Origin of the sequence: uncultured Kluyvera sp. (genome assembly GCF_902485085.1) — a bacterium.
Lineage (GTDB): Bacteria > Pseudomonadota > Gammaproteobacteria > Enterobacterales > Enterobacteriaceae > Kluyvera > Kluyvera ascorbata.
In genome coordinates this window covers 22,852-44,591 of the sequence record NZ_CABTJS010000071.1, presented here as the reverse complement: position 1 = coordinate 44,591, position 21,740 = coordinate 22,852, and the positions used below count along the sequence as shown (strand labels likewise).

The 21,740-nt window shown below is 54.2% G+C and carries 17 protein-coding genes and 2 tRNA genes; 10 read left to right on the top strand and 9 right to left on the bottom strand.

Annotation, left to right across the window (positions count from 1 at the left end):
- The coding region (locus tag RDN66_RS07950; RefSeq protein ID WP_308537760.1) for a chromate transporter at positions 1 to 437 on the bottom strand (437 nt) is incomplete at its 3' end.
- A complete protein-coding gene (locus RDN66_RS07945; protein WP_023336535.1) occupies positions 391 to 1,368 on the bottom strand; it encodes a chromate resistance protein ChrB domain-containing protein in 978 nt (325 codons plus the stop codon). The genes RDN66_RS07950 and RDN66_RS07945, both read right to left, overlap by 47 nt.
- 181 nt (positions 1,369 to 1,549) lie before the next feature.
- Here RDN66_RS07945 and RDN66_RS07940 point away from each other — a divergent pair, with 181 nt between their 5' ends.
- From RDN66_RS07940 to RDN66_RS07920, 5 genes are all read left to right on the top strand, one after another.
- On the top strand, positions 1,550 to 2,848 hold the full coding sequence (locus tag RDN66_RS07940; protein WP_023336536.1) for an MFS transporter: 1,299 nt from the start codon (positions 1,550 to 1,552) through the stop codon (positions 2,846 to 2,848).
- Between the two features lie 101 nt (positions 2,849 to 2,949).
- The gene (locus RDN66_RS07935) at positions 2,950 to 3,219 is read left to right on the top strand and encodes a metal-sensing transcriptional repressor (protein WP_023336537.1); all 270 of its coding nucleotides are present in this window, start codon (positions 2,950 to 2,952) and stop codon (positions 3,217 to 3,219) included.
- A gap of 12 nt (positions 3,220 to 3,231) precedes the next feature.
- Positions 3,232 to 4,365, top strand: a complete 1,134-nt coding sequence (locus tag RDN66_RS07930; RefSeq protein ID WP_023336538.1) for a nickel/cobalt efflux protein RcnA — start codon at positions 3,232 to 3,234, stop codon at positions 4,363 to 4,365.
- Between the two features lie 460 nt (positions 4,366 to 4,825).
- A complete protein-coding gene (locus RDN66_RS07925) occupies positions 4,826 to 5,455 on the top strand; it encodes a hypothetical protein (RefSeq protein WP_023336539.1) in 630 nt (209 codons plus the stop codon).
- Entirely contained in the window at positions 5,439 to 6,527 is a 1,089-nt protein-coding gene (locus RDN66_RS07920; RefSeq protein WP_023336540.1) for an ImmA/IrrE family metallo-endopeptidase, read from the top strand. Before RDN66_RS07925 ends, RDN66_RS07920 begins: the two co-directional genes overlap by 17 nt.
- A gap of 37 nt (positions 6,528 to 6,564) precedes the next feature.
- Here RDN66_RS07920 and RDN66_RS07915 read toward each other — a convergent pair whose 3' ends face one another.
- From RDN66_RS07915 to RDN66_RS07905, 3 genes are all read right to left on the bottom strand, one after another.
- Positions 6,565 to 7,770, bottom strand: coding sequence for an integrase arm-type DNA-binding domain-containing protein (locus tag RDN66_RS07915; protein WP_023336541.1), 1,206 nt, complete (start codon positions 7,768 to 7,770; stop codon positions 6,565 to 6,567).
- A gap of 162 nt (positions 7,771 to 7,932) precedes the next feature.
- Positions 7,933 to 8,027 (bottom strand) — tRNA-Sec (locus RDN66_RS07910).
- A 385-nt stretch (positions 8,028 to 8,412) separates the two neighbouring features.
- Positions 8,413 to 8,506 (bottom strand) — tRNA-OTHER (locus RDN66_RS07905).
- 290 nt (positions 8,507 to 8,796) lie between these two features.
- On the opposite strand from RDN66_RS07905, the gene RDN66_RS07900 reads away from it, so the two are divergent.
- Positions 8,797 to 10,191 carry a glycoside-pentoside-hexuronide family transporter gene (locus RDN66_RS07900; protein WP_202216954.1) on the top strand — a complete coding sequence of 465 codons (1,395 nt, stop codon included), beginning with the start codon at positions 8,797 to 8,799 and terminating at the stop codon, positions 10,189 to 10,191.
- An 11-nt stretch (positions 10,192 to 10,202) separates the two neighbouring features.
- The gene (gene yicI, locus RDN66_RS07895) at positions 10,203 to 12,521 is read left to right on the top strand and encodes an alpha-xylosidase (protein ID WP_202216955.1); all 2,319 of its coding nucleotides are present in this window, start codon (positions 10,203 to 10,205) and stop codon (positions 12,519 to 12,521) included.
- A gap of 158 nt (positions 12,522 to 12,679) precedes the next feature.
- Here yicI and RDN66_RS07890 read toward each other — a convergent pair whose 3' ends face one another.
- Together RDN66_RS07890 and RDN66_RS07885 are read right to left on the bottom strand one after the other, a co-directional pair.
- Complete coding sequence (locus RDN66_RS07890; RefSeq protein ID WP_202216956.1) at positions 12,680 to 14,356, bottom strand: AsmA family protein; 1,677 nt, start codon at positions 14,354 to 14,356, stop codon at positions 12,680 to 12,682.
- 119 nt (positions 14,357 to 14,475) lie between these two features.
- Complete coding sequence (locus tag RDN66_RS07885) at positions 14,476 to 15,867, bottom strand: NCS2 family protein (protein WP_248538024.1); 1,392 nt, start codon at positions 15,865 to 15,867, stop codon at positions 14,476 to 14,478.
- 284 nt (positions 15,868 to 16,151) lie between these two features.
- Here RDN66_RS07885 and gltS point away from each other — a divergent pair, with 284 nt between their 5' ends.
- Complete coding sequence (gene gltS, locus RDN66_RS07880; protein WP_035896343.1) at positions 16,152 to 17,354, top strand: sodium/glutamate symporter; 1,203 nt, start codon at positions 16,152 to 16,154, stop codon at positions 17,352 to 17,354.
- A gap of 98 nt (positions 17,355 to 17,452) precedes the next feature.
- On the opposite strand, the gene glpK is transcribed toward gltS, so the two are convergent.
- Both glpK and RDN66_RS07870 read right to left on the bottom strand, forming a co-directional pair.
- Positions 17,453 to 18,961, bottom strand: coding sequence for a glycerol kinase GlpK (gene glpK / locus RDN66_RS07875; protein WP_202216958.1), 1,509 nt, complete (start codon positions 18,959 to 18,961; stop codon positions 17,453 to 17,455).
- A gap of 21 nt (positions 18,962 to 18,982) precedes the next feature.
- Positions 18,983 to 19,831, bottom strand: a complete 849-nt coding sequence (locus RDN66_RS07870) for an MIP/aquaporin family protein (protein ID WP_035896345.1) — start codon at positions 19,829 to 19,831, stop codon at positions 18,983 to 18,985.
- 421 nt (positions 19,832 to 20,252) lie between these two features.
- Between RDN66_RS07870 and zapB the strand changes: the two genes are divergently transcribed.
- Together zapB and sbp are read left to right on the top strand one after the other, a co-directional pair.
- Positions 20,253 to 20,498, top strand: a complete 246-nt coding sequence (zapB, locus tag RDN66_RS07865) for a septal ring assembly protein ZapB (protein ID WP_115073675.1) — start codon at positions 20,253 to 20,255, stop codon at positions 20,496 to 20,498.
- A gap of 206 nt (positions 20,499 to 20,704) precedes the next feature.
- Positions 20,705 to 21,694: a sulfate/thiosulfate ABC transporter substrate-binding protein Sbp gene (gene sbp / locus RDN66_RS07860; protein ID WP_035896346.1), complete on the top strand. Its 990-nt coding sequence runs from the start codon at positions 20,705 to 20,707 to the stop codon at positions 21,692 to 21,694.
- Positions 21,695 to 21,740 lie beyond the last annotated feature (46 nt).

Here is a 21,740-nt window from a genome sequence, read left to right as displayed (position 1 = left end):
TGCGCCGCCTGCAGCACGATTGCCGCCACGGCGGGTTTAATGCCGTAAAAGATACCGGCAATAATGGCAACGTCTCCCCAGGCGATATAGATCCACGACAACGCGATAAGAATAAAAAGCGAAGGAAGGATAAATAACAGCCCGGCGATCACGCCACCCCACGTTCTGTGCATCAGCCAGCCGATGTAGGTCGCAAGCTGCTGCGCTTCCGGACCGGGCAGCACCATACAGAAGTTGAGTGCGTGAAGGAAACGCGACTCGGATATCCAGCGCCGGTTCTCGACCAGCTCCTGGTGCATGATAGCTATCTGTCCGGCGGGCCCGCCAAAGCTGATAAACCCCAGCTTGAGCCAGAACCAGAACGCCTCCTTCAGGGGGATCGGCGAGGGCTTAACGTTTTCCTCTGCCAGCGTCAGCGACTCCGTTTTGTTCATCATGGCCGGACCTCATTTCAAACGTCGTTAACAGACCATCAAACAGCGAACAGGCCGCTGCGAGTAATGTGTCATCATCCGTAATGCTTTCACGCAATCCTGCCAGTACACTTTCAACGCCAGCCGCTTCGGGAGGCTGAACCCCGCCAACATCAAGGTAATGCACCAGCATTGCCAGACCATTCAGGGCATCCCCCGTCAGCCCGAAGCGGACCATCAGTACTTCAAAGGTCACCCGATTGTCGATGTGGCTGAAGGTCGCCCCATCAAAATCAAACCCCACCGCCGCTGTCGGGCAATCATTGCCATCCTCAAGCCAGAGAAACTGCGCATCAGGATCGATAAAACGCCGTATAAGCCAGGCGCTGGCAAGCCTGTCAATCCAGGGTCTGCGTCGGGTTGCCCAGATCCGGTTGTGGAAATCCTCAGGCATCAGTTGTGTCAGCTCGCCGCTGACGGCGTGGGGCTCGCCGGGAGAGATGAACCTGTTAATGCCTGCTTCCAGTTCCGTCAGGCTAAAGACGGCCTGCGCCTGCGCTTCACCAGGAAAGAAATCAATCGCCACAATCCGATCCAGCTCGCGCCGAAGTTTTCTCACCACCTTCAGCTGGCTGACGGCGGTTTCCTCATCCAGGTCGTTTTTACACACCTGTAGCCTTTCCAGCAGGGCCATGTACTGCTGAGAGCGATCAAATAACGGGCGGATTTCCTCTTCTTCGGGCGTTGCAGCGTTAAAAACAAAAGCCGCACCCCCCTCATCGCGGATTTCACGACTTATATCGTTAAAGATCTCTTGGCCCTGTTGCGCTTCAGGCAACAGATAAACGCCGTCGCGCAGCATGGCGGCACCGGTGTTTTTTAATGCCCGCCAGACACGCATACGCAACGTGGCCTGCTGAGTGGGCAGCGTCAGGATAAGAATATGTAGTTTCATGATGTAGAGATTAATGCATCATGTAGAATTTGCTACGAATAATTTTTTATATGCATATAACAATGGGGGGCCATCCAAAAAGAGAGCCACTAAAATGTAATACCGCTTGCCAGGCACACCGCTATTCTCTACTCTTTCCACATCCCCCCGGGGGGGATATGGAAAGCCAGGAGAGTTTCTGATGCTAAGCATTCTTTCTGATCGTTCATACCGCCACCTGTTTATGGCGCAAATAATTGCCCTTATCGGTACCGGTCTGGCGACCGTTGCGCTGGGCCTTCTGGCCTACGATCTGGCGGGCGACAGGGCCGGGGCCGTTCTGGGAACGGCGCTGGCGATTAAAATGAGTGCTTATATTCTGGTCGCCCCGGTTGCCGCCGCCTTCGCTGATAAATTTCCCCGCCGCACGATGCTGGTTACGTTGGATCTGGTGCGGGCTATGGTGGCTTTTGCACTGCCTTTCGTGACCCAAATCTGGGAAATTTATATCCTTATTTTCATTCTGCAATCGGCGTCAGCCGCGTTTACGCCAACGTTCCAGGCCACGATTCCTGATATCCTCCCGGACGAGCGTGACTACACCCGGGCGCTCTCGCTCTCCCGGCTGGCCTACGATCTTGAAAGCGTCATCAGCCCCATGCTGGCAGCCGCACTGCTGACGGTGATGAGTTTCCACAATCTTTTTGCAGGCACCGCCGTCGGTTTTCTCGCTTCCGCCATTCTGGTTGTCTCAGTCACCTTGCCCAGAATGCAGGCGCTGACTGTTCATCGCACCATTTACGATAAAACCACGCGCGGGATGCGCATCTTCCTGAAAACGCCAAGGCTGCGGGGGTTGCTGGCGCTGAATATGGCCGTTGCAGCGGCCAGCGCGATGGTGATCGTCAACACCGTGGTTCTGGTGCAGGCCGACTTTGGTTTCTCACAGCGCTCCACCGCGATTGCGCTGGCGTTCTTTGGCGTGGGGTCGATGATATCGGCGCTGATACTTCCGCGTCTTCTCGACAAAATAAGTGACCGGATGCCAATGATGGTCGGAACCGGTTTACTGGTTGTTGGCCTTGGGCTGGGTATTTTCCTTAAGGATTATTTTACGCTGGTCGTGCTCTGGGCTTTGCTGGGCGTTGGCTACTCGCTTTCCCAGACGCCATCCGGGCGTTTATTACGCCGCTCATCAACACCGGAAGACCGGCCTGCACTGTTTGCCGCTCAGTTTGCCCTGTCACATTCCTGCTGGCTGCTTACCTATCCGCTGGCCGGATGGGTAGGGGCAACCTGGGGAACTCAGGCCTCTTTTATTGCGCTTACCATTGTGGCGGCGTTCTCTCTGTTAACCGCCGTGCTGATCTGGCGTCCGGAACACGAGGTTTATTCGCAGTTGCACAGCCATCAGGATGCTGACGCGAAAACGGAAATAACCCATGAGCATGATTTCGTTATTGATGACGAACATCCCTCATGGCCGAAGAGAAAAAAATAATTACCCAACGTTCGTACTATCAGGAGAGGATAAACCGATAAACAGTGTGACCCTTACGTTGATACACATTATCTTATCCCCTCCACCCGGAGAGGATAAAAATGACTGTTCACGCTTCACACCCCGACATTATAAAAAGACTTAAACGTGCCGCCGGGCACCTGAAAAGCACCATCCAGATGCTTGAAGATGAAAAAGCCTGTCTGGATATCGCCCAGCAACTTTATGCTGTGGAAAAGGCGATAACAAACGCCAAGCGTACGCTCATTCATGACCATCTCGATCACTGTCTGGAGGATGCCCTTCACGCCGATCATGCCGGGTCTGACACAACGCTTAACGAATTTAAAGAGATCACCAAATATCTTTAAGGCAAGAGAAACATGACTGATTTTTCCGCTCTGTTACAGCAAGGCGTGGCTAACGCCTGGCTGTTTATTCCCAGCGCTATTTTGCTGGGTGCGCTCCACGGGCTCGAACCGGGCCATTCCAAAACGATGATGGCCGCTTTTATCGTGGCTGTCCGGGGAACCGTTAAGCAGGCTGTTCTGCTGGGGCTCGCTGCCACCCTTTCCCACACTTCAGTTGTCTGGTTAATTGCTCTGGGTGGAATGTATATCAGCCGCAAGTTTACCGCTGAATCTGCAGAGCCCTGGTTCCAGTTGATTTCTGCGATCATTATTCTCGCTACTGCCGCATGGATGTTCTGGCGCACCTGGCGCGGCGAAAAGCTATGGAAGATGGAGCAGGAACAGGAGCATTCTCACGGCCACCATCACGATGAAACACGCGTCATCGACACCGGTCACGGCAGCGTTGAACTCTCTATCTTTGAGGAAGGCCAGCCGCCTCACTGGCGTTTACGCATGCTTAGCGGCAAAAAATGGGAAGCGCGGGATATTTCGCTGGTGACCAACCGTGGGCCGGATACTTTTTCACAGGTATTCGACTTCGTTGAAAAAGACGGTTTTATGGAATCCACCCAGCCGATCCCCGAACCGCACAGCTTCGATGTCCGCTTAACCCTGGGTCATCGCGGCCATGTGCATGACTACGACGTAGCGTTTCATGAGCACGACCACGATCACGAGCATGACCACTCGGCTCTGGAAGGTCTGGACGTGAATTCTCAGGAATATCAGGATGCGCACGAAAAGGCGCATGCGAACGATATCAAAAAGCGTTTTGCCAATCGTAAGGTCACAACCGGGCAGATAGTCCTGTTTGGCCTGACCGGCGGGTTAATCCCTTGCCCGGCAGCCATTACCGTTTTGCTGCTCTGCATTCAGGTGAAAGAGTTTACGCTTGGTGCTGCCCTGGTGCTGTGCTTCAGTATTGGCTTAGCCATTACGCTGGTTTCGGTAGGTGCGGCTGCGGCGTTTAGCGTTCGTCAGGCAACCAAACGCTGGAGCGGATTTGATACGCTGGCGCGTCGTGCTCCGTACTTCTCAAGCGTGCTGATAGCTCTTGTGGGGATATATATGGGCTATCACGGCATGACAGGCATTATGCAATAATTTTTTGAAGCGCCGATATTCACAATACGTTGTAATTCGACCTGAACATTGAGGTTCAGGTTGAGTCTTCTTAAGTATTCATGCCTTTACACTCATGCAAAGAGTCCATGTCAGCTTTAAGCTCATTACACGTTTTGGCTGTGTATTGCACTAGTACGCTGTCCTTTCCCTTAGCAGTAAAGCACTCTTCCGGAATATTGTCTGATAGTGATTAATCACAAACTATGATGCTTTTGCCACCATATGAAGCTCGCATACGCATCTCTGCTTGTACCTGTGGCAGCCCTGTTTAAAAAACCAGCAATAAAAATTTTCACATACTAGGTATTAATATAAATTTTATTAAATAACAATAACTTGTCGTTGTTTGGAATATAAGTTGGAATAATTTGTTGTAAAAAATGTGGTTGCGTTCTATCCTTCATGGTGACATTTCACAACAAATTTTTAGAGATCCTCTATGTCTTTAATCAATAAAGAAGAAGCCCATTTAGTATGCCGTCCTTACTACAACACCTTAACTTCTGTTTTCGATAATGCTTGGAAAAACTGGATTCAAAACGATATTGCCCGTCGCCTGGTCGACAAACGAGTGCGCTCGGCAGTGCTCCGAAACGATGCCTTATTTTTTTTGAAGGATCAGATTGAAGCTGCAGAAATTGAAGGTATTAAGTACGTAAAGATGCCTCATCAAGTGGGATTTTTGATTCAAGATCGCTATTTTGTGAGAATCAAAAAAGGGGACAAGAGCCTTCGCTCTTCTAACTATCCGACGCAAAGAGCATTGGATTTCCACAACCCTGAAGTTGACATGTTTGGTGGTCTGATTCGATTAGAGTTACTTTACATACTTAGTGACGACTGTGTAGGAATTGATAAAATCGTCCTTACTCAGCGCAACGGGAAATTTGTTGCATGGGCAATTGATATAACAGATGAAAATCTGTACGACTTGCCTGTACACGAGCTTGAAGTGAACATACCCCAACCTCAGCCTGTTACAAAAAGTGTTTCACCTGCGAAAAGTGTTGTGAAACCGAAACGGGTTAGAAAGACAGAACCGAAGGTAGAAAATGGTCGTGGAGATTAAGTCAGCAGCCACCGTACGCCCAGAGATGATTGAGTTGCGTCGGAAAATGTTGGGTATGAGCCAAAAGGATTTGGCTCATCGTGTAGCCCTGTCTCAAGGTACGTTGTCCAAAATTGAACAAGGGCTTAAATCTGCAACTGAAGACCAAATCCGCAGTATTGCGGAAGCGCTTAACTGTCCCGTCGAGTTTTTCATGATGTCAGAAAGGCTTTATGGTGGACCAATCAGTGCAAACCCGATGTACCGTAAAAAAGCATCTGTCAGCATGAAAGTGCTGGATAAACTTGTTGCTGAAGTGAATGTACGTATTGCTCATCTCAGAAAGCTGTTGCAGTTCGTTGAGTTCGAGCCCGAATATGAGCTCCCTTACTACGATCCTGAAGACTACGAAGAAAATATCGAACAAATTGCTCGTAATGTCCGTACTGCGTGGCATATCCCACGTGGGCCGATAAAAAACCTTGTTGAGGTACTGGAAAGAGCAGGCATCATTATCATTGATTGCGATATGGAAGATACTGGACTTTCAGGGCTAAGTTACAAAGTGGCGGGATTGCCACCATTAATCTTTATAAATAAAAATCAGCCAGTTGATAGGTACAGATTTACTCTAGCCCATGAGCTGGGTCATTTAGTGATGCATCGGGCTCCCACTCCAACGATGGAGGATGAAGCCAACGCTTTTGCTGCAGAATTGCTTATGCCCGCCTCTGATATTTATAACGATTTACGAAATATCAGTATCGAAAAAGCCGCTGCCCTTAAACCATTTTGGCGGACTTCAATGGCTGCGTTGTTCTATAGAGCAAAAACGCTAAAAGCGATTACGGCAGGTCAAAGCGATTGGATTTGGCGGCAAATGTCCATTAAACGTTACAAAATAGATGAGCCTGTCAAACTCGATGTAAACGGGGAAACACCAACATTACTGAACGCAATAATTGATCATACGAAAGACGAGCTAGGGTATGACCAAAGCGAACTTGCATCTATCTTCAATTTATTCCTTCCCGAGGTTATGCGTCTGTATGCTTTGGGAGCTCAAAACCAACATCTACGGTTGGTAAATTAATCATTTAGGGCTGAGCAATAACGCTCAGCCTTATGGTCTAACCCGCTGTTTTAATATGTAAAAATGAAACTTCTGCCAGAGAGCTAATGTTGTCGGCATACCACTGCATCATCTCCCTACGTCCCTCCAAATACTGAGCATGGTTGTAAGTCCCACGTATCGCATTCTTATCCACATGCGCAAGCTGCGTTTCAATCCACGCCGAGTTAAAACCTTCTTCATGCAGGATGGTACTCATGGTGTGGCGGAAACCGTGCCCCGTCAGCCTTCCTTTATATCCCAACAACTCAATCACTTGATTGACACTTTCCTTTGAGATGGGCTTCGTTCGATCATTCCGTCCGACGAATACTAGGGGGTATAGCCCGGTAATAGGCTTAAGTGACTCAAAGAGCTCGACAACCTGATCCGACATCGGAACAATGTGTGGTCGTTTCATCTTCATCACTTCAGCAGGGATCTCCCAGAGCCGCTTTTCAAAATTAATATCCTCCCAACGAGCAAAACGTAATTCCTGAGTTCGAACTCCTGTAAGCATGATGATTTGAGTTGCAGTCTTGGTAATAACACTCCCGGTATAGCCTGCAAGATCTCTAAGAAAGTGGGGGAGTTCTTCAGCAGTCAGGAAAGGAAAATGCGTTTTCTTTGGTGTAGCGAGGGCTGTAGCGAGATCGGGTGCAGGGTTGTATTCAGCGCGTCCGGTCACGATTGCATGACGGAATACTTCACCGCAGCGCTGTCTGACTTTGCGCATCTTTTCTAATGCACCACGCTTTTCCATACGACGAAGGGTTTCCAGCAATTCCATGGGCTTAATTTCAGCTATGGGACGCTTACCGATGTAGGGAAAAATATCCTTTTCAAAGGTATCAATAATTTCATCGCGATAACGTAATGACCAACGATCCGCTCTCAGCTGATGCCATTCACGGGCAATAGCTTCGAAGGTATTTTCATAGTTAAGCTTTTGGGCAATTTTCTCTGCTTTCTTTACTTCACCGGGATCGCTTCCAGCAGACAGCAGCTTTTTCGCAGCATCACGCTTTTCACGGGCTTGAGCGAGAGAAACCTCAGGATAAACGCCGAAAGCAAGGCGCTTTTCTTTACCCGCATAACGATACTTTAAACGCCAGTAGCGTGAGCCGTTGGTGGTTACTTCAAGGTAGAGGCCTCCACCATCAGATAGCTTGTACGGCTTCTCTTTGGGCTTGGCTGTGTCGATTTGTCTGACTGTTAGCTTCATTGGGGGCATCTCAAAATGGGGCTATAAATCATGCCCCCCATTATGCCCCCAGAAAGCACTTGATTCCGGTAGAGACAGTTGACCTCGGGAGAACATAATCAGCAGTAATTGCGGGTATTATAGGGGATTTACTTGAGACAGTGGAGTTCAGTAGAGGCTAATTGGCGGAAGATCACAGGAGTCGAACCTGCCCGGGACCGCTGGCGGCCCCAACTGGATTTGAAGTCCAGCCGCCTCACCGGAGACGACGATCTTCCGCGCCTACATTGCTACATGGAGGCGGGGCGCATTATATCTACTTTCAATCATTTACCACATCCCCCCAAGGCACATTTTTCGCCCCGCAGCCCCGTCACTTTCGGACTTCCCGGATAAAACCCTGCCTTTTCTTAGGGTTACATTTTCCACCTGTAACACCGCACACAATTTACCGCACTTCTTGCCCGATGAATGGTGTAAAAATCAGCGCCATGACCGAATATTTGACCATTTCACCGCCAGTTAGCGTCGTGTTTATCAACCGCTGGCCGCATAGGCTTACGGCGTAAACGAGCCGGGACAGTCATCAGTACGAAAAAGGATGTCGCTCAGGGAGAGTATAGATAAAACGGATTAATGCTTTGGCGGAAAAGTGAGCGATTTTGGCGGAGATCGCAGGAGTCGAACCTGCCGGGAGCCGCAGGCGGCTACCACTGGAAAAGAAGTCCAATCGTCTCACCGGAGACGACGATCTTCCGCGCCTGCATTGCTACATGGAGGCGGGGCGCATTATAGCCACTTTCAATCAGTTACCACATCTTTACTTACATTTTTCGCCATCTTTTTTATATCTTCCGCACGGCATGGATAGAAATATCTGCAAAATCCGCAAGTTACACTTCGACACACTCTACCCGCCAACCCAGATCACAGAAATCAAGAAACGTAATTTGATAACGAGATATCGCAATTCACCTTATAGGGCGGATGGTTTAAAAAATGTGTAACCGGTACCAACGTGGATGCGGTGCGAAAAGGGTTTGGAAGATGAAGAGTGAAGTATTATCTGTCAAAGAGAAGATCGGCTACGGAATGGGCGATGCCGCCAGCCATATCATTTTCGATAACGTCATGTTGTACATGATGTTCTTCTATACCGATATCTTCGGTATACCCGCAGGTTTTGTTGGCACCATGTTCCTTCTGGCGCGCGCGCTGGATGCTATCTCCGACCCGTGCATGGGGCTGCTGGCCGACCGTACCCGCAGCCGCTGGGGCAAGTTCCGCCCATGGGTGCTGTTTGGCGCGCTGCCGTTCGGCGTGGTCTGCGTGCTGGCCTACAGCACCCCGGACTTCAGCCATAACGGCAAACTGATTTATGCGGCGATTACCTACACGCTGCTGACCCTGTTCTACACCGTGGTGAATATCCCTTACTGCGCGTTGGGCGGTGTGATCACCAACGACCCGACGCAGCGTATCTCGTTGCAGTCCTGGCGCTTCGTGCTGGCGACGGCGGGCGGCATGCTCTCTACCGTGCTGATGATGCCGCTGGTGAATTTGATTGGCGGCGATGATAAAGCGTTTGGCTTCCAGGGCGGCATTGCCGTGCTCTCGGTGGTGGCGTTCCTGATGCTGGCGTTCTGCTTCTTCACCACCAAAGAACGCGTGGAAGCGCCGCCAACCAATAACTCCATGCGTGAAGACCTGCGTGACATCTGGCACAACGACCAGTGGCGCATCGTCGGCCTGCTCACCATCCTCAACATCATGGCGGTCTGCATACGCGGCGGTGCGATGATGTATTACGTCACCTGGATTATGGGCTCCCCGGCGCTGTTTACCGCCTTCCTCACCACCTACTGCGTCGGCAACCTGATTGGCTCGGCGTTAGCTAAACCGCTGACCGACTGGAAATGTAAAGTGAGCGTCTTCTGGTGGACCAACGCCATTCTGGCGGTCCTGAGCCTGGCGATGTTCTTTGTCCCGATGAGAGCGGACATCATGATGTTCGCCTTTATCTTCGTGATTGGCGTTCTGCACCAACTCGTGACCCCAATTCAGTGGGTCATGATGTCCGACACCGTTGACTACGGCGAATGGCGTAACGGTAAACGTCTCACCGGCATTAGCTTCGCGGGCACGCTGTTCGTGCTGAAGCTCGGCCTGGCGCTGGGCGGTGCGATGATTGGCTGGATGCTGGCTGGCGGCGGTTATGACGCCGCGGCCAAAACGCAGAACCCAACCACCATCAGCATCATTATTGCCCTGTTCACTATCGTTCCGGCTATTTGCTACCTGCTGAGCGCCATCGTGGCGAAGCGCTTCTACACCCTGAAAACGCCGTTCCTGGTCAAGATGATGGCCGAACTGGCGAGCGGTGCGCACCGCAATCAGCAGGATTTTGAAAACGTATCTATGAATCAAACTGTTAAGAATTAAGAGGACGAACTATGAAGATCAGTGATGGAAACTGGTTGACCCAGCCGGGTCTGAATTTGATTCATCCTGTTCAGGTGTTTGATGTTGAACAGCACGGGAATGAGTTGGTGGTGTACGTCGCGCCGCGTGATGTACGGGAGCGTACATGGCAGCTAGACACGCCGATGTTCACCCTTCGCTTTTTCTCTCCTCAGGAAGGCGTGGTTGGCGTGCGTATTGAACACTTCCAGGGCGCGCTGGATAAAGGTCCGCACTATCCGCTGAACGTGCTGAAAGACGTGAAGGTACAAATCCAGAACACCACCGAGTTTGCCGAGCTGAAAAGCGGCAACCTGAGCGTGCGCGTCACCAAAGGTGAATTTTGGTCGCTGGATTTCCTGCGCAACGGCGTTCGCATTACCGGCAGCCAGCTGAAAAACAACGGCTACGTGCAGGACAGCAACGACGGCCGCAACTACATGTTCGAGCGTCTGGACCTTGGCGTGGGTGAAACCGTTTACGGCCTGGGCGAGCGCTTTACCGCGCTGGTGCGCAACGGCCAGAACGTCGAAACCTGGAACCGCGACGGCGGCACCAGTACTGAACAGTCCTACAAAAATATTCCGTTCTACCTGACCAACCGCGGCTACGGCGTGCTGGTGAATCACCCGGAAAACGTCTCCTTCGAGATTGGCTCTGAAAAAGTCTCCAAGGTGCAGTTCAGCGTCGAAGGCGAGTATCTGGAATACTTCGTTATCGACGGCCCAACCCCGAAAGAGGTGTTGAACCGCTATACCCAATTCACCGGTCGCCCGGCGCTGCCACCGGCCTGGTCCTTTGGCCTGTGGCTGACCACTTCGTTTACCACCAACTATGACGAAGCGACGGTCAACAGCTTTATCGACGGCATGGCGGAGCGTGACCTGCCGCTACACGTCTTCCACTTCGACTGCTTCTGGATGAAAGCCTTCCAGTGGTGCGACTTCGAGTGGGACCCGGTGACCTTCCCGGACCCGAAAGGCATGATCCAGCGCCTGAAAGACAAAGGGCTGAAGGTCTGCGTGTGGATTAACCCGTACATTGGTCAGAAATCACCAATTTTCAAAGAGCTGAAAGAGAAGGACTATTTGCTCAAACGCCCGGATGGTTCTGTCTGGCAGTGGGATAAATGGCAGCCGGGGCTGGCGATTTATGACTTCACCAACCCGGAAGCCTGTCAGTGGTACGCCGACAAGCTGAAAGGCCTGGTGGAAATGGGCGTCGACTGCTTCAAAACTGACTTCGGCGAGCGCATCCCAACCGACGTGCGTTGGTTCAACGATGCCGACCCACAGAAAATGCACAACCACTACGCTTTCATCTACAACGAGCTGGTGTGGAACGTGCTCAAAGAGAACCTGGGCGAGAAAGAAGCGGTGCTGTTTGCCCGTTCCGCCTCGGTGGGCGCGCAACAGTTCCCGGTGCACTGGGGCGGCGACTGCTACGCCAACTACGAATCCATGGCGGAAAGCCTGCGCGGCGGCCTGTCGATCGGTCTGTCCGGCTTTGGCTTCTGGAGCCACGACATTGGTGGCTTCGAGAATACCGCCCCAGCGGATGTCTACAAGCGCTGGTGCGCCTTCGGCCTGCTCTCCAGCCACAGCCGCCTGCATGGCAGCAAATCCTATCGTGTGCCATGGGCGTACGACGAAGAGTCCTGCGACGTGGTGCGCTACTTCACCGAAATGAAGTGCCGCATGATGCCGTACCTGTATCGTCAGGCGGCGCTGGCCAACGAGCAGGGCACGCCGATGCTGCGCGCCATGATGCTGGAGTTCCCGGACGACCCGGCGTGCGACTATCTCGACCGTCAGTACATGCTCGGCGACTCCCTGGCGGTAGCGCCGGTGTTCACCGAAGCGGGCGACGTGCAGTTCTACCTGCCGGAAGGCCGCTGGACGCACCTGTGGCACAACGATGAGGTGCAGGGCAGCCGCTGGCATAAACAGCAGCATGACTTTATGAGCCTGCCGGTGTACGTACGCGACAACACCCTGCTGGCGCTGGGTAATAACAATCAGGTGCCAAACTACGCCTGGCATGAAGGAACTGCGTTCCAGCTGTTCCACCTGGAAGACGGTCGTCAGGCGGTGTGTGAAGTGCCAGCGCAGGACGGTTCAGTTATCTATACGCTGAGCGCAAAACGTCAGGGTAACGTGATTACCGTGACGGGCAACGGCAAGGCGAGCGGCTGGACGCTGTGCCTGCGCAATATCCAGCAGGTGGCTGGCGTGCAGGGCGGTACTCAGGCGGGTAGCGAGCTTGGCGTGGTGGTGACGGCGCAGGGTAATGAGCTGGTGATTACGCTGTAGTATTGAGGATGTCCCCTCTCCCCATAGGGGAGAGGGGACCGATTGTGCGGCTAGCATGTTTGGTTTTCTCCCTCGCCCCTCTTGTAGCCCGGCCAAGCGCAGCGCCGCCGGGGCGGCTCCGAGCTAACCCCGGGGTCGGCGTAAACGCCTCGCCCGGGCTACTTCATTACTCCACCCTGCATCTGCTGGGTGACTTCCCGCTTATCCATATTCACCGCATGCAGCTGCCCGTTCACCGTCGGTTTCAGCGGTGCATCGGCCTGCACATTCCCGCTCGCCGTCAGCTGAATATTCCCATCGCCGGTAATCGGCAGCGCTGGCCATCCCCATTGCTGGAGGACGTTCAGCGGCACGCCGCGGCCGTTCAGCGTCACGCGGGTCTGGCGCTGTGGCTGCTGTGCAACGGTCGCGGTGGCTTCCAGAATGCCTTTCTCGGTAAAGGCGCTCAGCTCGGTGATGTTGACGTTCGAGGCATCGGCGTTCAGCGTCATCGATGGGCGACGTACGTCGATGCGGTTAAAGGTTGCCGCCGCGCCGTTCAGCGTCGCACTGCCGCCCCAGACGCCCCACTGGCGGTTTTTCGCCAACTGGAGATTGGCGCCGTAGCCATCCAGCGCGGTGATCTGCCATGGGAAGTCAGGGTTGATATCAATCACCAGGTTGCGGCTGGCGCCGAATTTCTTCAGGGTCACGCTTTGCAACCACGGTGGCAGCTGTTCCATCCACAGCGTTTTCCAGTTCTCTGGCAGCGTATACTCCAGCCCGGCGACGACCGCGTCGTCCAGCACCAGCGCATTCCCGGCGCGCAGCCAGTTACCGGAACTGCGCACCATGCCGCCTTCCCAGCGCGAGGTAAACTGGCGCAACGCAATGCCCTGCGGTGAAAATTCCGCGTTGAGGATCGGGTCGAGCAAGTGCAGCGAGCCGTAGATAAACTCGCTGGCATTCATCGAAATTTTACCGTCGTCGCTCTGCCAGCCACCCTGGGTGAGGGTAAGGTTGCGCAAGTTGAGGTCGAGGTCGGTCACCGCCCAATCCGGACCTTGCAGTCGTGCATCGGTGATATCAAGACGGCCAATCTGTAACGACGGCACGGTGGTCAGCGGCGCAAGGAAATCGAGCAGCGGCTTGTCGCTCTGCATGCGGATTTCGTTAAGACGCAGATTATCCACCACCCAACTGCCGTCGCTGTTGCGCCGTGCGTTGCCGGTGAGTGAACCGCGCGCCATATCGGCACCGACGGTGGTTAAGGTGACCTCGCCGTTGTCGAGGGTGCCTTCAATCAGCGCGTTGGTGGCCGGGATGCCGTTAAGCGACAGCGAGCCTGCGCTCATCTGAATCTGGGCTTTGGTGCCCAGCACGTTACCCGCAACCGGTGCCCAAGGCATCACGCCGCCGGAGACGCGCTGAGCGCTCAAATCCCAGCCGGTTTCCGGGCTGTTCAGCGCCATATTGCTCAGCTGCAGGCGGTCTGCGGCAAACGGTAGCGGGGCGTTAGACGGAGAAAGGTTTAGCGTGCCGTCCTGCAACAGAATAGTATCGACGTGCAGCGGGTCCGTTATCTGGCGCGAGCTCAGACCGATATCCACCGCTTTGGCAACCAGCGTCGCAGGCTTGCCGTCGCGGCCAAAGGTGACGTTTTTCAGCAGGATATGAGAAGGCGAAGAAAAGCGATGATCCATCGCGTCAAACGTCACGTGGTACGGGGTACTGTCGCTCAGCCACTGGCTAACGTGACGTGCGCCCCAGCGCGTTTGCAGTAAGAAGTAGAAGGCCAGGATCACCAGCAGCAGGGCGATCAACAGCCAGATAATGAGCTTTCCAAGAAATTTCATGATCTTCCGTCCTGAGAAGGGCACATAAACCTGTTATGCATGATTTATGCGCATTCCTCAAGGCGGGAATCGTATTATTCGATGTCAGCGGCAGTGGCGAAACCACTGCCGCGAAGGGATTACGCTTTTTCCGGCGGGAAGACCAGGTTGAGGATAATCGCGGTGATACCACCGGCAGCGATGCCGGAAGAGAGCAGGTTTTTCAGCCAGTCCGGCGCGAACTGCAGGATTTGTGGCTGCTGGGAAACACCCAGGCCAACCGCCAGCGACAGCGCGATAATCAGGATCGCACGACGGTTCAGCGGTTCGCGGGAGACGATACGCACGCCGGATGCCGCGATGGTACCGAACATTACCAGCGTTGCGCCGCCGAGCACCGGCTCAGGAATGTGCTGCACAAAGCCACTTACCGCCGGGAACAGGCCCAGTACGATAAGCATCAGTGCCACCACGAAGCCCACGTAGCGGCTGGCAACGCCGGTCAGCTGAATCACGCCGTTGTTCTGCCCGAAGCAAGAGTTCGGGAAGGTATTGAAGATGGCCGATACGCAGGAGTTCAGGCCGTTTGCCAGCACGCCGCCTTTCAAACGCTTCATATAGACCGGGCCGGAAACCGGCTGCTCGGATACGTCGGAGGTGGCGGTGATGTCGCCAATGGTCTCAAGTGAGGTGATCATAAACACCAGCATCAGCGGCAGCAGCAGGCTCCAGTCGATGCCTAAACCGTAATACAGCGGCGTTGGGATGGTGATCAGGCTGCTGTTTGCCGGGGCCGCGTTCTCTGGCAGCATGCCGAGGAACCACGCCATCAGGTAGCCTGCTGCCATGGCAATCACCAAAGAGGCGATGCGCAGGTACGGGTTACGCTGGCGGTTCAGCAGAATAATAATGGCCAGCACGATCCCTGCCAGCAGCAGGTTTTTCGGCGCGCCGAAGGTGTGGTCTGCCATCGCTGCGTAGCCGCCACCGATGGAGGTCAGGCCAACCTGAATCAGCGACAGGCCGATAATCATCACCACCACGCCGGAAACCAGCGGCGTAATCACGCGGCGCGCCAGGTGCAGCACGCGGGAGATAACCATTTCGGTGCAGCTTGCCAGCATCAGGGTGCCGAACAGCGCCGCCATCATCGTGGGTACGTCCGCGCCGCCGGTTTTCAACGCCGTGCCGCCCATAATCAATGGCGCAACGAAGTTGAAGCTGGTGCCCTGAATCGACAGCAGGCCAGAACCCACCGGGCCCCAGGCTTTAATCTGAATGATGGACGCCACGCCGGAGGCGAATAACGACATGCTGATAATGTGCTGAGTGTCTTCCGCTGGCAGGCCCAACGCCTGGCAGATGAGCAGCGCGGGGGTGATCACCGCAACAAACATCGCCAGCAGGTGCTGAAACGCGGCGAAAAGCGTCTGCGGCAGCGGTGGACGATCTTCCAGACGATAGATTAATTCGCTGTTCTGCGAATGCGCAATCGGTTGCGCATTGGCTTGATCGAGTGTGTTAGAAGACATCTCAGAGGTAATCCCGTGGTGGAAAAGTGGCGATTTTAGCGGACTGGTTGGTAAAAGCAATCGGTTGCTTTCACTGATGACAAATTATTGCGGAAAATAGCCGTGTAAAATAAGGGGGTTTGGCGGGATAAGTTAACGAAAATGATGACAAATAGTACGTTTTTCTACCCTATTGTCCTTTTTCTTGCTTACACTTTTGCCCAACGCCTCACGAGGAGGCGTGGACGACATGGGAAATTGGTCGCGTGTGAATGAATCATACGTTTTAGTCAGGAGCTGTAATTATGTTTCATCTCGATACTTTATCGACGCTCGTTGCCGCAACGCTGGTGTTGCTGCTAGGACGAAAACTGGTTCAGAGCGTTCCCTTCCTTAAGAAATACACCATCCCTGAGCCCGTTGCGGGCGGCCTGCTGGTGGCGCTGGCGCTGCTGGTGCTGAAAAAGAGCATGGGCTGGGAACTCGACTTCGACATGAGCCTGAAGGACCCGCTGATGCTGGCGTTCTTCGCCACTATTGGTCTGAACGCCAATATCGCCAGCCTGCGCGCGGGCGGCAAGGTGGTGGGGACGTTCCTGATTGTGGTGGTGGGGCTGTTGTTGCTGCAAAACGCGCTGGGCATTGGCATGGCGAAGCTCTTAGGGCTCGACCCGCTGATGGGCCTGCTGGCGGGGTCAATCACGCTTTCCGGCGGTCATGGTACCGGGGCGGCGTGGAGCAAGCTGTTTATCGAACGCTATGGCTTTGAAAATGCAACGGAAGTGGCAATGGCCTGCGCCACCTTCGGGCTGGTGCTCGGTGGTCTGATTGGCGGACCGGTGGCGCGCTATCTGGTGAAGCACTCTTCCTCACCGGACGGGAGCCCGGAGGATCAGGAAGTGCCAACGGCGTTTGAGAAACCGGACGTGGGGCGCAGCATTACCTCGCTGGTGATGATTGAGACTATCGCGCTTATCGCTATTTGCCTCACGCTCGGCAAAATCATTGCGCAACTGCTGGCCGGTACGGCACTCGAGCTGCCAACGTTTGTTTGCGTGCTGTTTGTTGGGGTGATCCTCAGCAACGGTCTGGCGCTGATGGGCTTTTACCGTGTGTTTGAGCGGGCGGTGTCGGTGCTGGGTAACGTCAGCCTGTCGCTGTTCCTGGCGATGGCGTTGATGGGGCTTAAGCTGTGGGAGCTGGCCTCTCTGGCGCTGCCGATGCTGGTCATTTTGTCGGTGCAGGCCGTGGCGATGGGGCTGTACGCCATTTTCGTTACCTACCGTCTGATGGGCAAAAACTACGACGCGGCGGTGCTGGCGGCGGGTCACTGCGGCTTTGGCCTTGGCGCAACGCCAACGGCGATTGCCAATATGCAGGCCATTACCGAGCGTTTCGGGCCGTCACATATGGCGTTTCTGGTGGTGCCGATGGTGGGGGCGTTCTTTATTGATATCGTCAACGCGCTGGTGATTAAGCTGTATTTGATGTTGCCGATATTTGGTTGATGGTTGGTGCCGTCCCCGGCGTCGCTGCGCTCGGCCGGGCTACATTAGATTGGTAGCCCGGGCGAGGCGCTTGCGCCGACCCCGGGGAGGCTCAGTGCTTACCCTTCGTGATCTTCCCACGCTAACGCGCGTTTCACCGCTTTCTGCCAGCCGCTGTAGCGGTAGTTACGCTCGGTGGTTTCAATCCCCGGGCGGAATTCGCGCTCAATGACCGCTTTCTCCTGCAGCTCATCCAGGTTCTGCCAGAAGCCGACCGCCAGACCGGCCAGGTAGGCCGCGCCGAGCGCCGTTACTTCACGCACTTCCGGACGCTCAACGCGAGTGCCAAGAATGTCGGACTGGAACTGCATCAGGAAGTTGTTGGCGACCGCGCCACCGTCCACGCGCAGAGCGTGCAGACGAATACCAGAGTCTGCCTGCATCGCTTCCAGCACGTCGCGGGTCTGGTAGGCGATGGATTCCAGCGTAGCGCGAATAATATGGTTCGAGTTCACGCCGCGGGTCAGGCCGAAGATGGCACCACGAGCATACGGGTCCCAGTACGGTGCGCCGAGGCCGGTAAAGGCCGGTACCACGTACACGCCGTTGGTGTCTTTCACCTTGGTGGCGAAGTACTCGGAGTCGAACGCATCGCTAATCAGCTTCATTTCGTCGCGCAGCCACTGAATGGACGCGCCCGCCATGAATACCGCGCCTTCCAGCGCATAGTTCACTTCACCGCGTGGGCCGCAGGCGATGGTGGTCAGCAGGCCGTGGCTGGAGGCCACCGCTTTCTCACCGGTGTTCATCAGCATAAAGCAGCCGGTACCGTAGGTATTTTTCGCCATCCCTTCTTTTACGCATAGCTGGCCGAACAGCGCCGCCTGCTGGTCACCAGCAATCCCGGCGATAGGAATACGCGTACCGCCTTTACCGCCAATGTTGGTCTGGCCGTACACTTCGGATGACTTACGTACTTCTGGCAGCATGGCGCGCGGGATATCCAGCGCGTCCAGCATTTTGTCATCCCACTCCAGCGTGTTGATGTTGAACAGCATGGTACGTGAGGCGTTGGTGTAGTCGGTGACGTGAACGCGGCCCTGGGTCATTTTCCAGATAAGCCAGGTATCAACGGTACCAAACAGCAGTTCGCCGCGTTTCGCACGCTCGCGGGAGCCTTCGACATGGTCGAGGATCCACTTCACTTTGGTGCCGGAGAAGTACGGGTCCACCACCAGGCCGGTGGCCTTGCGCACGTACTCTTCCATGCCGTCGCGCTTCAATTGTTCACAGATATCCGCGGTGCGGCGGCACTGCCAGACGATGGCGTTGTAAATCGGCTTACCGGTTTCGCGCTCCCACACCACGGTGGTTTCACGCTGGTTGGTGATACCGATAGCGGCAATCTGGTCGGAATTAATATCGGCTTTCGCCAGCACTTCAACCAGCGTGGAGCTTTGGGTTGCCCAGATTTCCATTGGGTCGTGCTCAACCCAGCCTGGCTTAGGATAAATTTGTTCGAATTCGCGCTGTGACACGCTGACGATGTTGGCGTCATGATCCATAACGACGGCGCGGGAGCTGGTGGTGCCCTGGTCGAGCGCAACGATATATTTTTTGTCAGTCATAATGAACGTTCCGTAGTCAGTTTACAGCGAAGCATTTTGTTGGTTCTGGCTGGAGGCCGCCTTCGGCTCTTCAACCTCGCAGGTGTCGCACGGCAGGTGACGACCAATCAGCTTGCGATAGCTGAACGCCCCCAGCGCTGCACCTACTATTGGCGCACACAGCGGCACCAGGAAGTAAGGAATATCTTTGCCACCGGTGAAGGCGACATCGCCCCAGCCAGCAAGCCAGGCGAACGTTTTCGGTCCGAGGTCACGCGCTGGGTTCATGGCAAATCCGGTCAGTGGGCCCATGGACGCGCCGATAACCGCAATCAGCAGGCCAATCAGCAGAGGTGCCAGTGGCCCACGTGGAATGCCGTTACCGTCGTCGGTGAGCGCCAGAATCACGCCCATCAGGATAGCGGTAATCACCATTTCTACCGCGAATGCCTGCACAAAATTGATATGTGGGTTCGGGTAAGTCGAGAAAATACCGGCCAGTTCAAGACTTTCGACGCTGCCGCGCACCATATTGTGCGTGTGTTCAAAGTCGAGGAAAAGGTTGTAGTAAAGCCCGTAGACCAGCGCAGCGGCGCAGAAGGCACCGGCAAACTGAGCCACGATGAACGGCACCACTTTGCGCCCGTCGAAACAAGCGAACAGCCAAAGTGCAATGGTTACTGCCGGATTAAGATGTGCGCCGGAAACCCCTGCGGTCAGGTAAATGGCCATCGCCACGCCCAAACCCCAGATGATGCTGATCTCCCACTGGCCGAAACTTGCACCCGCAACTTTCAGCGCCGCAACACACCCCACGCCGAAAAAGATCAACAACCCGGTACCAAGAAACTCTGCGATGCACTGGCCTTTTAAGGTTGATGTTTGGCTCATAATCGGAATCCTGAAGACTAATTGATGATTATTGTGTACATGAGCGTTCGGGACACTCATGTTGCCATGTAGGCATAGTGTTAATTTATCGTTAACGAGCGTAAACGAGAAATATCGAAATCAAAATGTGTGTGCCGCGTCAAGAAATGAGCGTTTCCGCGCCAAAAAATGCACGTTTTTGGAACGGAAAGTGTGAGGAGGGAAACATTCTCGTGGCTAAACATTTAACAATTTAATCAGAATGGACGCTAACGCTCCAGGATGAGACCGAAAATTGCGGACAACCGCAATCTACAGGCTCTGGCGCTGGACAGTCGCGACGGGGCTCCATACAATCGACTGCAAGCCGTGCGCTTATTTAAGATAAGGCGTCGCCGGGGTTCCGGGACGATATCAACGCCTTGCAAGATCAGGAGAGGTTATGACGATGTCATTAGAAGTGTTTGAGAAACTGGAAGCGAAAGTTCAGCAGGCGATTGATACCATCACGCTGTTGCAGATGGAAATCGAAGAGCTGAAAGAAAAGAACAACACCCTGGCGCAGGATGTACAGTCTGCACACCAGAGCCGTGAAGAGCTGGAGCGTGAAAACAACCAGCTGAAAGAACAGCAGAGCGGCTGGCAGGATCGTCTGCAGGCGCTGCTCGGCCGTATGGAAGAAGTCTGATTCCATTCCTCCCCGGGCAGTTTTTAACGGCCTGGGGATGTTCTTCCCCCCTCTATCTCCCCGCTGAGTGATTTCGAGCAAACGCGCATTTCGCGTGTCCGCTTATATTTCAAAACTGCATAATCAATCTTTTTTTATTCTTTAATCATTGGTTCGATTTCTGGCACGCTAGCCTCATTACAACACAACAGATAAGAGAGCGGGCGATGAATAAGTGGGGCGTGGGGTTAACTCTTTTGCTGGCTACTACCAGCGTACTGGCTAAGGACATCCAATTACTCAACGTGTCGTACGATCCGACGCGTGAACTGTATGAACAATACAACAAGGCGTTCAGCGCGCACTGGAAAAAAGAGACCGGTGATAACGTGGTGATTCGTCAGTCGCACGGCGGCTCCGGCAAACAGGCCACTTCCGTGATTAACGGCATTGATGCCGATGTAGTAACGCTGGCGCTGGCCTATGACGTTGATGCCATTGCCGAGCGCGGCCGCATCGACAAAAACTGGATCAAACGTCTGCCGGATAACTCCGCGCCGTACACCTCCACCATCGTGTTCCTGGTGCGTAAAGGCAACCCGAAACAGATTCATGACTGGAACGACCTGATTAAACCGGGCGTTTCCGTGATTACCCCGAACCCGAAAAGCTCCGGCGGCGCTCGCTGGAACTACCTGGCGGCCTGGGGCTACGCGCTGCATCACAACAACAACGATCAGGCCAAAGCGCAGGACTTCGTGAAGGCGCTGTATAAGAACGTGGAAGTGCTGGACTCCGGCGCTCGCGGTTCGACGAATACCTTCGTAGAACGCGGTATCGGCGATGTGCTGATTGCATGGGAAAACGAAGCGCTGCTGGCGGCGAACGAACTGGGTAAAGACAAGTTTGAGATTGTCACCCCAAGCGAATCTATCCTCGCCGAGCCGACCGTTTCCGTGGTCGACAAAGTGGCGGAGAAAAAAGGCACTACCGCGGTAGCGGAAGCGTACCTGAAATACCTCTACTCACCGGAAGGCCAGGAAATCGCGGCGAAGAACTACTATCGCCCACGTGACCCGGCTGTCGCGAAGAAGTATGAAAGCGAATTCCCGAAACTGAAGCTCTTCACCATTGATGACGAGTTCGGTGGCTGGACAAAAGCGCAGAAAGAGCACTTCTCTAACGGTGGCACCTTCGACCAGATTAGCAAGCGTTAATCTCCCTTTAACGCCCGGTGATTTTACCGGGCGTTTTCTTTTGGTC

Bases quoted from the DNA above. Each gene is read 5' to 3' on its own strand.
- RDN66_RS07900 (WP_202216954.1), top strand. From the start codon at position 8,797: ATGAAGAGTGAAGTATTATCTGTCAAAGAGAAGATCGGCTACGGAATG.
- RDN66_RS07885 (WP_248538024.1), bottom strand. From the start codon at position 15,867: ATGTCTTCTAACACACTCGATCAAGCCAATGCGCAACCGATTGCGCAT.
- RDN66_RS07945 (WP_023336535.1), bottom strand. From the start codon at position 1,368: ATGAAACTACATATTCTTATCCTGACGCTGCCCACTCAGCAGGCCACG.
- glpK (WP_202216958.1), bottom strand. From the start codon at position 18,961: ATGACTGACAAAAAATATATCGTTGCGCTCGACCAGGGCACCACCAGC.
- RDN66_RS07940 (WP_023336536.1), top strand. From the start codon at position 1,550: ATGCTAAGCATTCTTTCTGATCGTTCATACCGCCACCTGTTTATGGCG.
- zapB (WP_115073675.1), top strand. From the start codon at position 20,253: ATGACGATGTCATTAGAAGTGTTTGAGAAACTGGAAGCGAAAGTTCAG.
- RDN66_RS07890 (WP_202216956.1), bottom strand. From the start codon at position 14,356: ATGAAATTTCTTGGAAAGCTCATTATCTGGCTGTTGATCGCCCTGCTG.
- RDN66_RS07915 (WP_023336541.1), bottom strand. From the start codon at position 7,770: ATGAAGCTAACAGTCAGACAAATCGACACAGCCAAGCCCAAAGAGAAG.
- RDN66_RS07930 (WP_023336538.1), top strand. From the start codon at position 3,232: ATGACTGATTTTTCCGCTCTGTTACAGCAAGGCGTGGCTAACGCCTGG.
- RDN66_RS07920 (WP_023336540.1), top strand. From the start codon at position 5,439: ATGGTCGTGGAGATTAAGTCAGCAGCCACCGTACGCCCAGAGATGATT.
- gltS (WP_035896343.1), top strand. From the start codon at position 16,152: ATGTTTCATCTCGATACTTTATCGACGCTCGTTGCCGCAACGCTGGTG.
- sbp (WP_035896346.1), top strand. From the start codon at position 20,705: ATGAATAAGTGGGGCGTGGGGTTAACTCTTTTGCTGGCTACTACCAGC.
- yicI (WP_202216955.1), top strand. From the start codon at position 10,203: ATGAAGATCAGTGATGGAAACTGGTTGACCCAGCCGGGTCTGAATTTG.
- RDN66_RS07935 (WP_023336537.1), top strand. From the start codon at position 2,950: ATGACTGTTCACGCTTCACACCCCGACATTATAAAAAGACTTAAACGT.
- RDN66_RS07870 (WP_035896345.1), bottom strand. From the start codon at position 19,831: ATGAGCCAAACATCAACCTTAAAAGGCCAGTGCATCGCAGAGTTTCTT.
- RDN66_RS07925 (WP_023336539.1), top strand. From the start codon at position 4,826: ATGTCTTTAATCAATAAAGAAGAAGCCCATTTAGTATGCCGTCCTTAC.